This window comes from Pantoea sp. ABR1s, assembly GCF_057812235.1.
Map to the genome: position 1 here is coordinate 1553486 of NZ_CM173823.1, position 18004 is coordinate 1571489.

15 protein-coding genes are annotated in these 18004 nt (G+C 59.9%); all 15 read left to right on the forward strand.

The window, feature by feature from the left end:
* Nucleotides 1–127 precede the first annotated feature (127 nt).
* Complete coding sequence (locus ACXKZD_RS07095; RefSeq protein WP_488981963.1) at nt 128–1585, forward strand: NAD-dependent succinate-semialdehyde dehydrogenase; 1458 nt, start codon at nt 128–130, stop codon at nt 1583–1585.
* Between the two features lie 443 nt (nt 1586–2028).
* Nucleotides 2029–3498, forward strand: a complete 1470-nt coding sequence (locus tag ACXKZD_RS07100; RefSeq protein WP_346448357.1) for an aldehyde dehydrogenase family protein — start codon at nt 2029–2031, stop codon at nt 3496–3498.
* Between the two features lie 28 nt (nt 3499–3526).
* A complete protein-coding gene (locus ACXKZD_RS07105) occupies nt 3527–4195 on the forward strand; it encodes a haloacid dehalogenase type II (RefSeq protein WP_010247881.1) in 669 nt (222 codons plus the stop codon).
* A 10-nt stretch (nt 4196–4205) separates the two neighbouring features.
* Nucleotides 4206–5483 (forward strand): NAD(P)/FAD-dependent oxidoreductase, encoded by a 1278-nt coding sequence (locus tag ACXKZD_RS07110; RefSeq protein ID WP_022624965.1) that lies wholly within the window; start codon nt 4206–4208, stop codon nt 5481–5483.
* A gap of 82 nt (nt 5484–5565) precedes the next feature.
* Nucleotides 5566–7173, forward strand: coding sequence for an ABC transporter substrate-binding protein (locus ACXKZD_RS07115; RefSeq protein WP_033778880.1), 1608 nt, complete (start codon nt 5566–5568; stop codon nt 7171–7173).
* A 27-nt stretch (nt 7174–7200) separates the two neighbouring features.
* On the forward strand, nt 7201–8157 hold the full coding sequence (locus tag ACXKZD_RS07120) for an ABC transporter permease (RefSeq protein WP_010247875.1): 957 nt from the start codon (nt 7201–7203) through the stop codon (nt 8155–8157).
* Entirely contained in the window at nt 8154–9005 is an 852-nt protein-coding gene (locus ACXKZD_RS07125; RefSeq protein ID WP_010247873.1) for an ABC transporter permease, read from the forward strand. Before ACXKZD_RS07120 ends, ACXKZD_RS07125 begins: the two co-directional genes overlap by 4 nt.
* Nucleotides 9002–10666: an ABC transporter ATP-binding protein gene (locus ACXKZD_RS07130; protein WP_488981964.1), complete on the forward strand. Its 1665-nt coding sequence runs from the start codon at nt 9002–9004 to the stop codon at nt 10664–10666. Before ACXKZD_RS07125 ends, ACXKZD_RS07130 begins: the two co-directional genes overlap by 4 nt.
* 135 nt (nt 10667–10801) lie before the next feature.
* Nucleotides 10802–12133: an NAD(P)/FAD-dependent oxidoreductase gene (locus ACXKZD_RS07135; protein ID WP_050680108.1), complete on the forward strand. Its 1332-nt coding sequence runs from the start codon at nt 10802–10804 to the stop codon at nt 12131–12133.
* An 11-nt stretch (nt 12134–12144) separates the two neighbouring features.
* A complete protein-coding gene (locus ACXKZD_RS07140; protein ID WP_488981965.1) occupies nt 12145–12987 on the forward strand; it encodes a GNAT family N-acetyltransferase in 843 nt (280 codons plus the stop codon).
* A complete protein-coding gene (locus ACXKZD_RS07145; RefSeq protein ID WP_033767686.1) occupies nt 12987–13913 on the forward strand; it encodes a 2-hydroxyacid dehydrogenase in 927 nt (308 codons plus the stop codon). Before ACXKZD_RS07140 ends, ACXKZD_RS07145 begins: the two co-directional genes overlap by 1 nt.
* Nucleotide 13914: 1 nt before the next feature.
* Complete coding sequence (locus ACXKZD_RS07150; protein WP_045140246.1) at nt 13915–15048, forward strand: M20 aminoacylase family protein; 1134 nt, start codon at nt 13915–13917, stop codon at nt 15046–15048.
* A gap of 113 nt (nt 15049–15161) precedes the next feature.
* Complete coding sequence (gene gabT / locus ACXKZD_RS07155) at nt 15162–16478, forward strand: 4-aminobutyrate--2-oxoglutarate transaminase (protein WP_488981966.1); 1317 nt, start codon at nt 15162–15164, stop codon at nt 16476–16478.
* 290 nt (nt 16479–16768) lie between these two features.
* Nucleotides 16769–17281: an Lrp/AsnC family transcriptional regulator gene (locus tag ACXKZD_RS07160; protein ID WP_010247853.1), complete on the forward strand. Its 513-nt coding sequence runs from the start codon at nt 16769–16771 to the stop codon at nt 17279–17281.
* 271 nt (nt 17282–17552) lie between these two features.
* Nucleotides 17553–17999: a GNAT family N-acetyltransferase gene (locus tag ACXKZD_RS07165; protein WP_033772121.1), complete on the forward strand. Its 447-nt coding sequence runs from the start codon at nt 17553–17555 to the stop codon at nt 17997–17999.
* Nucleotides 18000–18004: the final 5 nt, after the last annotated feature.

An 18004-nucleotide genomic window follows, 5' to 3' on the forward strand; every position in this document is an offset into this window, starting at 1 on the left:
TTCCGCACGGCATAAAATTTCAAATCATTGCGAAAATCTCCCCTATCGACCTTTCTCACCCCGCACAACAACATCCTGCGCTGACCCGGCGCGATAAAGTGGAATCAGCTGACCACAAGGGGATGATATGTCGCGACTACAACTTAACGATAGCGATCTGCTGCGCCAGCAGGCGCTGTTTAATGGACGCTGGCAGGATGCGCATCAGGGCGCCACGCTGCCGGTTACCGATCCCGCCACGGGCGAAACCCTGGCGACGATTCCGGCACTGGGTCGGGCAGAAACCGGGCAGGCGATAGCTTATGCGGAAACTGTGCGCATCAGCTGGGGCAAAACTACCAATGCCAGCCGTGCCGCGCTGCTGGAAAAGTGGCATCAACTGATTATTGAACACGCTGACGACCTGGCGATTATCATGACCGCCGAGCAGGGCAAACCGCTGGCGGAAGCCAGAGGCGAAGTGCTCTATGGAGCCAGCTTTGTGAAATGGTTCGCGGAAGAGGCACGCCGCATCTATGGCGACACCATTCCCGCGCCCAGCGAGGACCGGCGCATCCTGGTGCTGAAACAGCCGGTAGGCGTTGCCGCCGCAATCACGCCGTGGAACTTCCCGATTGCGATGATCACCCGCAAGGTGGCGCCCGCGCTGGCCGCCGGATGCCCGATTATTGTTAAACCTTCTGAGTTGACGCCGCTGTCGGCGCTGGCACTGGCGGTACTGGCAGAGCGCGCGGGCTTCCCGTCCGGCGTGCTGCAGGTGCTGACCGGCCTGCCCACGGAGATTGGCGCGACGCTGACTGAAAGCCGCACGGTACGTAAAATCTCCTTTACCGGTTCAACCCGCATCGGACAGTTGATGATGCAACAGAGCGCCGACAGCATCAAGCGCCTGAGTCTGGAGCTGGGTGGCAACGCGCCGCTGATCGTGTTTGATGATGCCGATATTGAGATTGCCGTCGCGGGGGTCATGCTCAGCAAGTTCCGCAACGCAGGACAAACCTGCGTCTGCGCTAACCGCATCCTGGTGCAGCGAAGTATCTATCCGCGTTTCACCGCCCGGTTGCTGGAGGCGGTCGCCACCCTGAAAGTGGGCGATGGTTTTGCGCCCGACAGCACTATTGGCCCTTTGATCAACAGCCGCGCGGTGGAGAAAGTGAACGGTCATATCGATGATGCGCTCAGCCAGGGAGCAACGCTGCTGACCGGCGGCATCAGCCAGGGCAACGGGACCTTTGTGCAGCCCACGGTGCTCGGTGAGGTCACCGCCACCATGCGCATCGCCCATGAAGAGACGTTTGGTCCGGTCGCGCCGCTGTTTATCTTCGATGATGAAGAGGAGGCAATCGCGATGGCAAATGACACGCCCTACGGCCTGGGTGCCTATTTCTTTACCGAGAACATCCGGCGCGCATGGCGGGTAGCGGAGGCGCTGGAGTTTGGCATGGTCGGCTTTAATACCGGCGCCATTTCCCTGGAGGTCGCGCCGTTTGGCGGCGTGAAACTCTCCGGTATTGGCCGGGAGGGTTCCCGCTACGGAATTGATGAATATCTGGAACAGAAAACATTTCACATTGGCAGTCTGTAACTAAAAATGAAAAGAGCCAGCCGGATAATCCGGCTGGCTCTTTTTTGCCTGAGGCTCCGTAAAAACTTACCGGCGTCAAATAATTGTTCTGAAAAATTAAAGAATTTATCAGGGATGTGAAGCGGGTCGTTAAATCGGCGGATCATGTGAACCGGATTGAGCCGCCTGACCCGAAATATCCGCTTTGGTGCAATTTCCGTGCAGGTTGCACCAGCAGGGCGCATAAATTTTGTGAAGTAAATCATCTGTTTAATTGTTCGGCAATTCCGCAAAAAATCCCCCGCCAATACGGCAGAAAATTTTTTTGCACTGTTTTAAACGCATTTTTATTTTTTGCCCGGCTGGCATACTTTCTGCATTAGCTTATTAACAGCGCAGAAACCGGCAGTTTTAAACGCTAATAAACCAGCAACTGATGGGTGTAACAAATAAGGAATTCTTCCATGTTAAGTTTCGACCCGGAAAAAGTTTCTCTCCCGACTGGCCATTATATTGGCGGCCAGCACTGCCAGAGCCAGGGCGCATCCTTTGAGGTTAAACGTCCCTCGGATGGCAGGGTCTATGCCACGCTGCAGGACGCCACGCCGCAGGATGTTGATCGTGCCGTGACTGTGGCGAATCAGGCGCTGAAAAGCAGCGGCTGGTCCGGTTGTCCGCCGCGCGAACGCGGACGGGTACTGCGCCGCTGGGCCGATCTGATTGAGCAGGACGCGCTGCTGGCACAGCTGGAAGCGCTGGGCTCCACCCGGCCGATCAATGACGTGGTGCTGCACGAAATTCCTTTTACCGCCGAAGCGATTCGCTTCTATGCCGAATGCGCTGATAAATACAGCGGGGATCTCTTTCCTACCCGCGACAGCAGCCTGGGCATGCTGATTGCCGAACCTTATGGCGTTATCGCCGCGATTACCCCGTGGAATTTCCCGCTGTCGATGGCGTCGTGGAAATGTGGACCGGCGCTGGCGGCGGGCAATGCGGTGGTGCTTAAACCCTCTGAACTTACCCCGTTTTCTACCGTACGCATGGCCGAACTGGCCATTCAGGCGGGCTTACCGGCGGGCGTGCTGAACATTGTACAGGGCAGTGGCGCGGTGACCGGCAGCGCGCTGGTAAAACATCCGCTGGTGCGCAAAGTCTCGTTTACCGGCTCGACCCTGACCGGCGCGCGCATCATGAGCGATGCCGCGCAAAACGGCATGAAGCCGGTGACGCTGGAGCTGGGCGGTAAAAGTCCGCAGCTGGTGTTTGATGACGCGGGTGACCTTGAGGTGCTGGCCCAGCGTATTCTGCGCGGCTTCACCGCCAACGGCGGTCAGGCCTGTGTGGCGGGCACCCGTCTTATTGTGCAGCGCAACATTGCCGATCCGCTGGTTGAGCGGCTGGCTCAGCTCTGCCGGGAGGTTAAACCAGGCGTCACCTGGCAGGAGGGCAGCCGCTACGCACCGCTGATCGATGAACGACAGGGCAACAAAGTCTGCTCGGTTATTGAAGCGGCAAAAGCGCAGGGCGCAGAAGTACTGGTGGGCGGTGAGCGTTTTGCCGACACCGACGACGGCTGGTTCTGGCAGCCCACGCTGCTGAGTCACGTGGCGCAGGATAACCCGGCGGTCCAGCAGGAGATTTTTGGTCCGGTGCTGACGGTGCAGACGTTTGATGATGAAGAGCAGGGACTGGCGATGGCCGCCCATGACACTTATGGCCTCTGCGCCGGTGTTCACACCCTGAGTCTGCCGCGCGCGCTGCGGGCAATGCGCGCCATTGACGCGGGCACCGTCTGGATCAACCGCTATGGCCGCTCCGGCGACTTCATCATTCCGACCGGTGGCTTTCTCGGCTCCGGCATTGGTAAAGATTTAGGCCGCCAGGCGTTTCAGGCCTGCCAGCGCCAGAAGAGTGTACTCATCGATTTCTAAGCGCAACTGACAATGACGAGGGTGTTACATGGCACTGTTTAAACCGAAATTCATCACGTTTGACTGTTACGGCACGCTGATTCGCTTCGATATGGCGGGTGCCGCGCAGCGCTGTTTCAGCGACCGCGTCGACCCGGACGCAATGCACGCTTTTACCACCGACTTTTCCAGCTACCGGCTGGATGAGGTGCTCGGCGCGTGGAAACCCTACTACGACGTGGTGAGTAATGCCCTGCAGCGCACCTGCAAAAAGTGGGGCGTCCGCTGGGACAAAGCCGACAGCGACTTTATCTACACCGACTGCGCCAGCTGGGGTCCGCATCCCGACGTGCCCGCCGGGTTGGCAAAGGTGGCTAAGGAGTTTCCGCTGGTGCTGCTGACCAACTCGATGAAAGACCTGATCCCGCATCACGAACCGCGTCTGGGCGCACCAATCTATATGGCTATCACGGCAGAAGAGACGGGAGCCTACAAACCACAGATGAAGGGCTTCGAGTACATGCTGGACAAGCTCGGCTGCGGCCCTGAGGAGATCCTGCACGTCTCCTCCAGCTTCCGCTATGACCTGATGACTGCCCACGATCTCGGCATCAAAAACAAAGTCTGGGTCAATCGCGGTCATGAACCGGCGAATCCGTATTACCAGTACACCGAAATCAACGATATCGGCGGCCTGCCTGGCGTCGTCGGACTCTGAGGAACACCCCATGAAACTGGAATCGTTCTGGCAGGCCACCGCTCCGGCCTTTACCGGTGCCGCACGCGAACCGCTGCCCGCACAGGCGGACGTGGTGGTGATTGGCGGTGGCTTCACCGGCATCTCGGCGGCCCTGAACCTGGCGCGCAGCGGCATCAGCGTGGTGCTGCTGGAGAGTGGCGACGTGATGAGTCAGGCCTCGGCGCGCAACGGCGGCCACTGCAACACCGGTGTGGCGCAGAACTTCGCCTCGCTGGTGGCGAGCCAGGGTCTGGAGCAGGCCAGCCGCTTCTACCGGGCGTTTGATGAGGCGGTGAGCTATGTCCAGCAACTGATCCAGGATGAAGCGATCGACTGCGACTTCCGGCTGTGCGGCAAACTCAAGCTCGCCAGCAAAGCGTCGCATGTGGCCGGGCTGCAGGAAGCGTATGAGCTGATGCGGCGCACCGTTGACCCGGAGATCGAACTGCTCGACAAAACCGCAGTGCGTGACGAGATCGCCAGCGATGACTTCCACGGCGGCCTGCTGCAGAAGCGTGGCGGTCAGATGCACATGGGCAAGTTCGGCGTCGGGCTGGCTGAGGCCGCCGCCCGCAGCGGCGCGAAGATTTTTCCGCACCACGCCGTGACGAAGCTAGAACGCCTGAAGGGTTATCAGCATCGGGTAGAGACCGCGCAGGGCACCATTCTGGCGGACAAAGTGCTGATGGCGACCGGCTGCTCCAACGTCGGCCCTTTTCCCTGGTTTCAGCGCCGTATTGTGCCGGTCGGCAGCTTTATCGTGGTGACGGAGGCGCTCGACCCGGCGCTGCTGCGCCAGGTACTGCCAAACGATCGCACCTACGTTACTTCACTGAATATCGGCAACTACTTCCGTACTACGGCCGATCGCCGTTTGGTTTTTGGCGGGCGGGCCCGGTTTGCCGTCAGCAACCCGACGTCGGACTCGCGTAGCGGCGAGATCCTGCGCCGGGCGATGACGCAGATGCTGCCACAGCTTGGCCAGTCGCAGGTGGATTACTGCTGGGGCGGTATGGTCGACATGACCGCCGACCGTCTGCCGCACGCGGGTGAACAGGATGGCCTCTTCTATTCGCTGGGCTACAGCGGTCACGGCACCCAGATGTCGGTGTGGATGGGACGCGTCATGGCCAGTCTGCTGGCTGAAAAGCGCACTGAAAATCCCTGGCAGCGCGACACATGGCCCGCGTTGCCCGGCTATCACGGCAAGCCATGGTTTTTACCGCTCGCAGGACTCTATTACAAAGCAAAGGATCGCCTTTCATAACGTCCCGTCGGGTGCTGACCGCCAGGTTATCAGCACCGCCAGAACATGATCCCCGGTTCGCCTGACTATTGAGGGTACAGAGATGAGTAAATTTGATAATAACGACGCTGATGCGGTAAATCCGGCACTGACGCGCATGATCACCGAAGGCTCACTTTCACGCCGCAGCCTGATGAAAATGCTCTCAGCCGGTGCGGTGATGAGCAGCGGCCTGATCACTTTTTCAGGGGCGGCACTGGCGGATGACAAGCCGGTCAGGGGCGGTAAACTGCGGGCAGCGATGTCGAATGCCTCGGCCACCGATACACTTGATCCGGCCAAAAGTAACAACAGTGCGGATTACACCCGCCAGTTCATGTTCTACAGCGGCCTGACCGAGCTGGATAAAAACCTGATGGCGCAACCGGCGCTGGCCGAATCGCTGGAATCCAGCGACGGCATTACCTGGCATATCAAACTGCGTAAGGGGGTCACTTTCCATGATGGCAAACCGCTGACCGCCAAAGATGTCATCTACTCGCTCAGCCGTCACAAAGATCCGGCCATCGCCTCTATCGCCTTTAAGCTGGCCGATCAGTTCAAAACCTTCAGCGCGGTCAATGATAACGAGGTGCAGCTGGAGCTGAGCAGCGCTAACTTCGACGTCCCTTATATGCTGGCAACACCGCCGTTTCTGATCGTACCGGACGGCACCAAAGATTTCAGCAAAGGCATCGGCACCGGTCCGTTTGTCTGCAAAGCCTTTATGCCGGGTGTGCGCACCATCGGCACCAAAAATCCCAACTACTACAAACCTGGTCTGCCGCATCTGGATGAGGTAGAACTCATCGGCGTCACCGACGGCGCCGCTCGCGTTAATGCCCTGATGTCGGGCGATCTGCAGATGGTTTCCACGCTGACCGCTGCCGACTGCAAGCGCATCAAAGCCAGCAGCGAATTTGGCGTGCTGGAGAGTAAATCGGGCATGTACACCAACCTGATTATCCGCACCGATGTGAAGCCGGGTAACAACGAAGATTTCGTGCTGGCGATGAAATATCTGCAGCCACGTGAAATGCTGGTGAAAACGGTGCTGCAGGGTTACGGCGACGTCAGTAATGACACCCCGGTGCCGCCGTGGCATCCGCTCTATAACGCCGATCTCAAACCGCGTGCGCTGGACATTGAAAAAGCGAAGTTCCACATCAAAAAAGCGGGCATGGCGGGCTCCACGGTGGAGATCATCACCACGCCGAATATCGAAGGGGCAAATGAAGGCGGTCAGATGATCCAGCAGATGGCGCGCGGGGCAGGGCTGAACATCAAAGTGCGACGTGTGCCGTATGACGGTTACTGGTCTTCGCACTGGATGAAAGATCCGGTGGGATATGGCTCGATAAACCCGCGTCCGACGCTCGACATGCTCTTCTCACAGTTTTATCTCTCTACCGCACCGAATAACGAATCGGGCTGGAAAAATCCTCAGTTTGATCAACTGGTGGTCGCGGCACGCGGTGAGCGCGATCAGGCGAAACGCAAGCAGATGTATGGCGACATGCAGAAGTTGATTTATGACCACTGCGGCACCCTTATCCCGACCTTTATCAGCTCCACAGATGGCTACAACAAAAAGGTCAAAGGGGTGGAGGCCTGGCCGTCAGGCATGATGATGGGCTATCGCTTCCATGAATTTGCGTGGCTGAGCGCCTGATACGTTATTTGAGGAAGGAGTACGCCGATGAACCGATACATGCTGTTCCTGATTGCCCGGCGAATTGGTGCCGGCATCCTGACTTTGCTTATCGTCTCGGCGGTGGTGTTTTTCATCACCAGCCTGCTGCCGGGCGACGCAGCGCAGATGATCCTCGGCCAGAATGCCACGCCGGAAACGGTGGCGGCGTTACGGCAGCAGCTGGGTCTCGATCAGCCTTTGCTGATGCGCTACTTCCACTGGCTGACAGGCATGGTGCAGGGCGACTTTGGCACCTCGTTTGCCAGCCATTTGCCGGTCTCGCAGCTGGTGGCGCAGCGCATTCCCGCCACCTTTGAACTGGCGGGTATCACCACGCTGATCTGCGTGCCGCTGGCGCTGATTATCGGCATTATTGCGGCGATGAATCGCGGTTCCCGGCTCGATCGGGCGCTGGTCATCGGCACCATGGCGACGGTTGCCGTGCCGGAGTTTCTGGTGGCGACGGTGGCGGTGCTGATTTTTGCCGTCAAGCTGCACTGGGTCTCGGCGATGTCGTTTGGCAGCCCGGATAGCGACCTGCTGAGTTACCTCAAAGCCTATGCGCTGCCGGTGCTGACTCTCTGCTGCGTGCTGGTGGCGCAGATGGCACGTATGACGCGGGCAGCCATTATCAACCAGCTCGACAGCCCTTATCTGGAGATGGCGCTGCTGAAAGGGGTTTCACCGCTGAGAGCGGTACTGCGTCACGCACTGCCTAACGCGGTCGGCCCCATCGCCAATGCCATTTCACTCAGCCTCTCCTATCTGTTTGGCGGGGTGATCATCATCGAAACCATCTTCAGCTATCCCGGTCTCGCCAGCCAGCTGGTGGATGCGGTCAGTAATCGCGATCTGCCGGTGGTGCAGCTCTGCGTGATGCTGTTCGCCGCCTGCTACCTGGTCCTGCTGCTGGCGGCAGACATTCTGACTATCGCCTTTAACCCGAAATGGAGAAGCGCATGAATATTCTCTCGTTGCCCTGGCGTTTCTTACAGTCGCTCTCCTGGTCGGGACGGCTGGGTCTGATCATGTCGCTGTTCTGGCTGCTGATGGCAGTATTCGGCACCCCGCTGGCCCCGCACAGCATTGATGACATCGGCGGCGGCCCGCTGATGGGCGGCCTGACGTCTGATAACCTGCTGGGCACCGACTACCTTGGGCGCGACATGCTGAGCCGCATTCTCTATGGCGCGAAGTTCTCTATCGGTCTGGCGCTGAGTGCGGCGCTGCTGGCCAGCCTGATCGGCACGCTGCTGGCGCTGCTGGCAGCGGTGGCGGGGCGCTGGCTGGAGGAGGTACTGGGCCGCGTCAACGACGCGCTGCTGGTACTGCCGGGTAAAGTGCTGTCCCTGATGATAGTCGCGGTATTTGGCTCCTCACTGCCAATGCTGATCCTCACGGCGGTCTTCACCTACTGGCCGGGCGCATTTCGTATCGCGTTTGCCATGGCCAGCTCGCTGCGCAGCATGGACTACGTCCGGGCGTCACGGCTGCGGGGCGAAAGCCGCTGGTATATCGCCATTCACGATATCCTGCCCAATATGGTGCACCCGATGCTGACTGACTTTGGTCTGCGCTTTGTCTACATCGTGCTGCTGCTGAGCGGCCTGAGCTTCCTCGGTCTGGGTGTTCAGCCGCCATACGCCGACTGGGGCACGCTGGTGCGTGAAAATATGCAGGGGCTGTTTGACGGCTCGCCTGCGGTGCTGATGCCCGCGCTGGCGATTGCCAGCCTGACCATTGGCGCCAACCTGTTTATTGACAGCCTGCAGGCGATGCGTCCGATGACGCTGGCGAAGGAGGGAGCATGAACGTGACACCACATACCGCCATGCCGGTGATTTCGGTGGATAAACTGCGCGTCACTGCGCAGACCGATCGCGGCGAAGAGATCGACCTGGTTTCCGATATTCACTTTACCGTGCAGAAGGGCGAAGTGCTGGCGCTGATTGGCGAATCCGGCTCAGGTAAAACCACTATCGCGATGGCGCTGATGGGTTACGCCCGCAGCGGCTGCCGCATCGCCGACGGCAACATTCACGTTGCCGGCACCGACGTTAACAGCCTGACGCCGGGGCAGTTGCGCGCTTTCCGTGGCAACAAAGTCGCCTATATCGCCCAGAGCGCGGCAGCGTCGTTTAATCCGGGCATGAAGATCCTCGACCAGGTGATTGAGCCGGTGGTTATCCACGGCACCCTGACCCGCAAAACGGCAAAAGCCAAAGCGATTGAGCTGTTCCGCGAACTGGCGCTGCCCAACCCCGAGACCATTGGCGACCGCTTCCCGCACCAGGTGTCGGGCGGTCAGTTACAGCGTCTGATGACGGCGATGGCGCTGATTGGCGATCCTGACGTGGTAATCCTTGATGAACCTACTACCGCGCTGGATGTGACCACGCAGGTGGAAGTGCTGAAGGCGTTTCGCCGCGTGGTGGTGCAGCGCGGCGTCACGGCGATTTACGTCAGTCACGATTTAGCCGTGGTGGCGCAGATGGCAGACCGGATACTGGTGCTACTGCGCGGCAAAATGGCGGAGTATGGCAGCACCGCGCATCTGATCGGCGCACCGCAGGCGGAGTACACCCGCTTACTGATGGAGGCGGCGCGGCAGAAAGAGCGGCCCAGCAACTGGTGCCCGGTTGCCGCCGATATTCAGCCGCTGCTTGAGGTGCGCGACCTCAGCGCAGGTTATGGTCCGCGTGGCAGCGATGGCTACCCGAAAATACGCATTCTGGAGGATATCAACCTCAGGCTGTGGAAAGGGCAGGCGATTGGCATCATCGGTGAGTCAGGCTCAGGCAAAACCACCCTGGCGCACGCTATTGCCGGACTCAACGCTCCAAGCCACGGCCATATTCTGTTTAACGGCCACTACATCTCGGGCGATATGCAAAAACGGCCTGACAATGAGCTGCGCCGCATTCAGTATGTGTTTCAGATGGCAGACACCGCGCTGAACCCGGCCCACAGCGTTGAACGCATACTGTCGCGTCCGTTGACGCTGTTTCACGGTCTGAGCGGTGCGGCCCGACAGCAGCGGCTTTATCAGCTGCTGGATCTGGTGCAGCTCCCGCGCAGCGTGCTGTGGCGGCGTCCCTGGGCGCTCTCCGGCGGGCAGAAGCAGCGCGTCAATCTGGCGCGCGCGCTGGCGGCTGAGCCGGATCTGATTCTGTGTGATGAAGTGACCTCGGCGCTGGATACGGTGGTTGCCGCCGCCGTCCTCGACTTAATCAGCGAACTGCGCCGCGAACTGGGACTCTCGGTGATCTTCATCAGCCACGACATGCATGCGGTACGCGCGGTATGTGATGAAATCGTGGTGATGAAGAGCGGTCGTATCGTCACCCAGCTGGCGCGCAGCGACTACGACAAGCCGACCAGCGAATTGTATTTCGAGCGGCTGAAACGCGCGGTGCCGGAGCTGCGTCAGGGCTGGCTGGATGAGCATGAAGAGATTTTAAAAGCAGAGTGAGTTGCCTGAAGCAACTGGCACCCTGATTAATCCGCCTGCACAGCACTGATGTAATGCGCGGGCGGCACGGGTCAAGGCACCGCGGCGATATCGCCCTGTGCCAGACCAGATACTGACAACAGAGGTAGTCTTGTTATGCCTGCACCGATTCGTTATGTACAGGACAGTGCGAATTTTCCCGATTCCGCCGATGTAGTGGTGATTGGCGCCGGTATCGCCGGAGCCGCCGCCACCTGGGAGCTGGCGAAGCAGGGACTGAAGGTCGTGCTAATCGAAAAAGGCCTGGTAGGAGCGGAGCAGTCGAGCCGTAACTGGGGCTGGTGTCGCCAGCAGAACCGCGATGAACGTGAATTGCCGCTGATTATTTATGCGCTGCAACGCTGGAGTGAGCTTAACGATGAAACCGGCGAAGAGCTGGGTTTCCGCCGCAGCGGGCTGGTTTACGCCACGCAGGAAGAGTCGGACATCGCGGCCTGGGATAAGTGGATCCAGATGGCAAAAGACTATGGCGTGCGCAGTTCGATCCTCACGGCGGAGCAGGCCAAAGCGATGACGCCCGGCAGCACCACAAACTGGCGGGGCGGTCTCTCAGCGCCAACCGACGGTCACGCCGAACCACGGCTGGCCGCGCCCGGGCTGGTGGCGGGCGCGCTGAAAAAAGGCGCGCTGCTGTTTCAGCAATGTGCGGTGCGCGGGCTGGATATCGCCGCCGGACGGGTCAGCGGCGTCTGGACCGAGCGCGGCCTGATCAAAACCAGCCGGGTGATCTGTGCCGCCGGGGCCTGGACCTCCATGTTCTGCCGTCGTCACGGTATCGATCTGCCGCTGGGCAACGTGATTGGCACCGCCTTCCGCACGCAGCCCATTGAACAGGCGATTGCAATGCCACTCTACACACCTGGCTTTGCCTGTCGGCCACAGATGGACGGCAGTTACACTGTCTCAGTCTCGGGTCGCGGGCGTCTGGAACCGGGCGCGCAGGGGCTGCGCTATGCCCGCCAGTTCTATCCGACCTTTAAAAGTCGCCGCAAGAATCTCACCCTGAATCTTGGCCTGTCGCCGTTCTTCAATGGCCCGGAAGCGATGGGTGGCTGGGCATTTGACCGCGAGTCGCCGTTTGAGCGCATGCGCATACTCGATCCGGCAGCCGATGCAACGATCGTGGAAGAGGGGCTGGCGGCGATGCGGCGTGAATATCCGGCGCTGGCGAACCTGCGGCTGGCGCAGTCCTGGGGCGGCATGATTGACAGCACCCCGGACGCGATTCCGGTGATCTCCACCGTGGCGAAATTGCCGGGGCTGGTGCTCTCGGCGGGCTACAGCGCCCACGGCTTTGGTATCGGACCGGGTGCCGGACGACTGGCAGCCGATCTGGCGACCGAAGCCACGCCAGTCGTTGATCCCACCCCTTATCGCTACAGCCGTCTGGTTGACGGCAGCGGACTTGAAACGCCAGGCATGATGTAAGGAGACCTGCAATGAGCCTGAAAATACGCGCAATGACGCCGGACGATATCGACCCCTGTTTCACCTTAACGCAGGCACTGAAATGGCCCCACCGACGTGAAGACTGGGCGCTGGCGCTGCAGCTGGGCCAGGGTACGGTGATTGAAGAGCAGGGCAAGCTGATTGCGAGCGCGGTGCTCTGGCGCTGGGGCGAGCGCGCCGCCACGCTGGGGCTGGTGATCGTCGATAACCAGCAGCAGGGGCGTGGCCTGGGCAAACAGCTGATGCTGGCGCAACTGGAAAAATTACCCGACTGTAATGTGCGTCTGCACGCCACCGAAATGGGCAAAGGTTTGTATGAAAAACTCGGGTTTGTCAGTTGCGGTGAGATTCGCCAGCACCAGACCCGCGCAGTGACCACCATTCCAGACGTCGTGATCCCGGCGGGACTGCAGCTGCGTCCGGCAACACTGGCCGATCACGCCACACTGGTGACGCTGGATCAGCAGGCGCACGGTATGCATCGTCCGGCACTGTTCGACCACCTGCTGCGCGACTGCCAGACGGTGCTGTTGCAGGATGACCAACAGCAAATTCAGGGCTTCGCCAGCCTGCGCCGCTTTGGTCACGGCTGGGCGATAGGCCCGATCATCGCGGGAGACTTCGCGGTAGCGCAGGCGCTGGTCGCCTCGCTGATGCAGCCGCTGCAGGGGGAATTCCTGCGCATCGACACCGATGCCGCGCTGCCGATGGCCGCCTGGCTACAGAGCCTGGGCATCCCTCAGGTCGATGCGCCTGCGACTATGGTGCGCGGCACGCCCTGGACACCGCAGGGTATGCAGGCGTTTGGACTGATGACGCAGGCGATGGCCTGATGCATATCGTCTATAAATCGGAGCCGGAACGTGGCCGCATCTGGCAGCGCTGGCTGGCAGCGCATGCGCCTGACATTCAGCTGCATATCTGGCCTGAGACCGGCGAGCCAGAGCAGGTTGAGGCGCTGGTTGCCTGGCAGCCACCGGCTGACATCACCGCGCTCTTCCCCCGGCTGAAACTGCTGTTCTCCGTGGGTGCCGGGGCCGATCAGTTTGACCTTGGCGCGCTGCCGCCCGACCTGCCGGTGATCAGGATGATCGAGCCAGGCCTGACCCAGGGCATGGTGGAGTATGTCACCTTCGCGGTGCTCGGCCTGCATCGCGACATGCCGCGCTATTTTCATCAGCAACGCCAGCAGCAGTGGCTGACACACGCGGTATTACCTGCCGCGCAGCGTCGGGTAGGCGTCATGGGGCTGGGCGAACTGGGCCAGGCCGCATTGCAACAGCTGGTGGCGCTGGGCTTTGACTGCGCTGGCTGGAGCCGCACACCGCGCCAGATTCCCGGCGTCCGCTGCTGGCACGGTGACGATCAGCTCGGGGCGTTTCTGGCGCACAGCGAGATTCTGGTCTGCCTGCTGCCGCTGACTGACACCACACAGGGTTTGCTTAACCGCACCCTGTTTAATCAGCTACCACAGGGTGCGGCGCTGGTGCAGGCCGGGCGCGGCCCCCAGCTGAATCAGGACGATCTGCTGCAGGCGCTGGAGAGCGGTCAGCTCCGTGCCGCCGTGATCGATGTGACCGACCCGGAGCCGTTACCGGCGGGTCATCCCTTCTGGCACCATCCCGCCATCTGGCTCACACCCCACATCGCCAGCCAGACGCAGAATGAGAGCGCCATTGCGGCACTGCTGGAAAACCTGCGGCGCCATCAGCGTGGCGAGCCGCTGCACGGTGAGATTGATCGTTCGCGAGGATATTAAGATGGAACATCTGGTGGCATTGCGCCGCGACCTGCATGCGCACCCGGAACTGGGCTTTCAGGAGCAGCGCACCAGCGACATCGTGGCGAACTTTCTGCAACAGCTGGGCATTGAGGTGCATCGCGGCATCGGTAAAACCGGCGTGGTCGGGATACTGAAAAAGGGCAGCAGTGAATGCATGATTGGCCTGCGGGCTGATATGGATGCGCTGCCGATGCAGGATCAGAGCGGCACCGACTGGCAAAGCCGCGCGGAGCAGGTGAGCCACGCCTGCGGCCACGATGGTCACACCGTGATGCTGCTGGGAGCCGCAGAAAAACTGGCGCGCGACGTCAGCTTTGATGGCAGCGTCTGCTTTATCTTCCAGCCCGCCGAAGAGGGGCTGGCGGGCGCAAAGGCGATGATTGACGATGGCCTGTTCAGCCGCTTTCCCTGCGAGGCGGTCTACGCCATCCACAACTGGCCGGAACTGCCGCTCGGCCAGGTACAGACCCGCCCTGGCGCGATCATGGCAGCGGCTGACCGTTTTGATATCCGGGTACTGGGCGGAGGCGGTCATGCCGCGCAGCCGCATCTGACGCGCGATACTCTGCTGGCGACCAGCGAGCTGGTGGTGCAGCTGAATACTCTGGTCTCACGCGCCCTGGATCCGTGCGAAACGGCGCTGCTCACCGTCACCCGGATGCAGGGCGGCTTTTCGCACAACATGATCCCGGCGGAGGCGAACATCACCGGCACGGTGCGCACTTTCAGCCCGGCAGCGCAGGCGACGATTGAAGCACGACTGCGTCAGATGGCGGAGCACATCACCGCCGCCCACGGTTTGCACGCAGAGGTCAGCTATCTGCGCTACTACCCGGCGACCCTGAACAGTAATGCTGAAGCGCAGTTTTGCCTGCAGGCGCTGACGCAGGCGGGCATTAAGGCTGAGGCCGCGCCCCAGCCCGCACTTACCTCAGAAGATTTTGCTTTTATGTTGCAGGCGCGGCCCGGTGCCTATCTGTGGCTGGGGTCGGCACCCTGCAAGCCGCTGCATCATGCCGCTTACGACTTCAACGATGCGCTGATCCCGCATGGCGTTAACGTTTTTGTCACGCTGATTCGTCAGGCGCTGGCAGAGAAATTTCCCTGCTGAATGCCGCAGGATTTTGACAGGAAATGCCGCTGTCTGAGGAATTACGGCAGCGTGACAAACCAGCGGGTTGCGATACTTGAGCCAACCGAACGTTACGTGGATGAGGGTTTAAAATGCAGAATGTCATGGCAGAGCAGCAAGCATACTCCGATAACAGCCTGTTACTGGATGCACGCGAGCAGAACGTGCCGCGCGGCGTAGTTACCGCCCATCCGCTGGTGATCGAACGCGCCAGAGGCAGTGAAGTGTGGGACGTGGAGGGCAATCGCTATCTCGACTTTGTCGGCGGCATCGGGGTGCTGAATGTCGGCCACAATCACCCGGCGGTGGTCAATGCGGTGACCCGCCAGCTCGGTCTGGTGTCTCATGCCTGCTTTCAGGTGGTGGCCTATCCGGGCTACATCGAGCTGGCGCAGCGGCTGAACAAACTGGTGGGCGGCGATGAGGCGTACAAAAGCGTCTTCTTTACCAGCGGCGCGGAAGCGGTGGAAAATGCGGTGAAGATTGCCCGCTCACACACCCAGCGCTCTGGCATTATCGCTTTTGATGGTGCGTTTCATGGCCGCACCCTGCTGGGTATCACCCTGACCGGCATGTCCGCGCCTTACAAACAGAATTTTGGCCCGTTCCCCGGCGATATTTACCGTCTGCCCTTCCCGAACCCGCTGCACGGTATTACTGAAGCGGACTGCCTGAAAGCGCTGGATCAGCTGTTTGCGGTGCAGATCCTGCCGGAGCGGGTCTCGGCGATTATCATTGAGCCGGTTCAGGGTGACGGCGGCTTCCTGCCCGCTGGCCCGGCATTTATGCAGGCACTGCGTCGCATCACCAGCCAGCACGGTATTCTGCTGATTTGTGATGAAATCCAGTCCGGCTTCGGGCGTACCGGCACGATGTTCGCTTTCCAGCAACTGGGTATCAAACCCGATTTAGTCACGCTGGCGAAAAGCCTGGGCGGCGGTCTGCCGATTTCCGGCGTGGTGGGGCGTGCAGAGATCATGGATGCACCGACGCCTGGCGGGTTAGGCGGTACTTATGGCGGCAACGCACTGGCCTGTGCGGCGGCGCTGGCGGTACTGGATCTGTTTGAGCAGGAAAACCTGTTGCAGCGCTCCTGCCAGCTTGGTGAGCAACTCAATGCACGACTGCGGCAACTGGCGGATAAATATGCCTGCATCGGTGACGTCCGCGGCGTGGGCTTTATGCAGGCGGTGGAGATCCTCGATTTCGAAACCGGTCGCCCGGATGCGGCCTTAACCCAGAAGATCCTCGACAGCGCCTGTCAGGAAGGATTGCTGCTGATCAAATGCGGCCTGCATCGCAACACCATCCGTTTCCTGGCGCCGCTGGTCACTACCGACTCACAGCTGGAAGAGGCGCTGCATATCTTCGATATTGCGCTGGCCCGCGCCACAGGCCGGTTGGGATAAAGTGCGATTCCTCATTGATATTGTTAAAGTAATTTGAAAATCTCCCGCTGGTATAACCACTGCGAAGCGCTGGCGCGTTTACGGTAAAGCGTGATATACCTTCGGGAGGTTCTGCACATTTAATTAAGCGTCTATCCCATCAGGCTATTTCATTTGTCAGTCTGAACCTGGTCAGTGCTTACAATCCTCACGTACGCCATGTACGCGCCGGTTGTTCCGCGCTGTCCGTCTCCAGACTGCCTGCAACAATGACGCCTGGCGGGACAGGCTCTGACAATGAGGGGGGTGCTATGAACGGCTTAATGAAACTCGACCGCATCGACATCAACATCCTGGTGCAACTCCAGAAAGATGGCCGTATCAGCAACGTTAACCTCGCCGACGCCGTAGGCCTTTCGCCCAGTCCCTGTCTGCAACGGGTCAAACGTCTGGAACAGGCCGGTTTTATCACGGGTTATGAAGCGCACATTAATCTCACCCGCATTACCGATTCGGTGACGGTCTTTACCGAAGTCACCCTGTCAGGCCATCGCCGCGAAGACTTTATGAAATTTGAAAGTGCGATGCGCGACGTCGATGAGCTGATGGAGTGCCATCTGATTACCGGCGGCTATGACTATTTGCTGCGCTTTATTACCCGCAGCATTGAACATTACCAGGAAGTGATTGAGAAGATGCTCGACGCTCAGATCGGCATCGATAAGTACTTCAGCTATATCGTGATCAAATCCCCGATCATGAAAAGCAGCGTGCCGTTGCGATCGCTGATCGGCAAGCACAATTCGGTGGAGTTCGGCGTGTAACGGGCGGCCAGGCGTCGCCCTCGCCATGTTTACCGGTGGAGAGAGGGCCGTCACCTGTCTTGTATCTGTCTGCTCTTTCGCGATTCACACCAGCCGCACTTATGTTCGCCCATCCGCTTCACTTCTCCCGTTAATGTGCCAGACGCCCCCTCAGCATAAAATTTCTTCATGAGGCAAAATTCAGTCGCAACAGCCGGTTCTGTGGCGCGCTACAGCCTCAACCGTTGGGCGAACCCTTTTACACTGTTTTCAACCGATACAAGGAGTTGTCATGGACTCATTACAGATTGCTGACCAGCAGTGGCAGCGCGAGGCGTTCACTGTCTCCACCAGCCGCCAGCGGCTCGACCTGGCGTGGATCCACATCCAGCTGGCGGAGAAGTCCTACTGGGCCAAAGGCCAGCCGCTGGCCAAAACCGTGCGGGCGATTGCCGGTTCACTGCCGTTTGGCCTCTATCACCAGCAGAGACAGATTGGCTTTGCCCGACTGATTACTGACTACACCCGGTTTGGCTGGCTGTGCGACGTAATGATTGATGAAAACTGGCGCGGTCACGGGCTGGGCAGCTGGCTGGCAACCTGCGTCCGTGAACACCCGGAGCTGCAAACGGTGCATCGCTGGATGCTCTCAACCCAGGATGCCCATCAGGTCTATCAGCGGCTCGGCTGGCGTGTGGTGCAACATCCCGAGGCACTGATGGAATTTCCCCCTTCCTGACACTG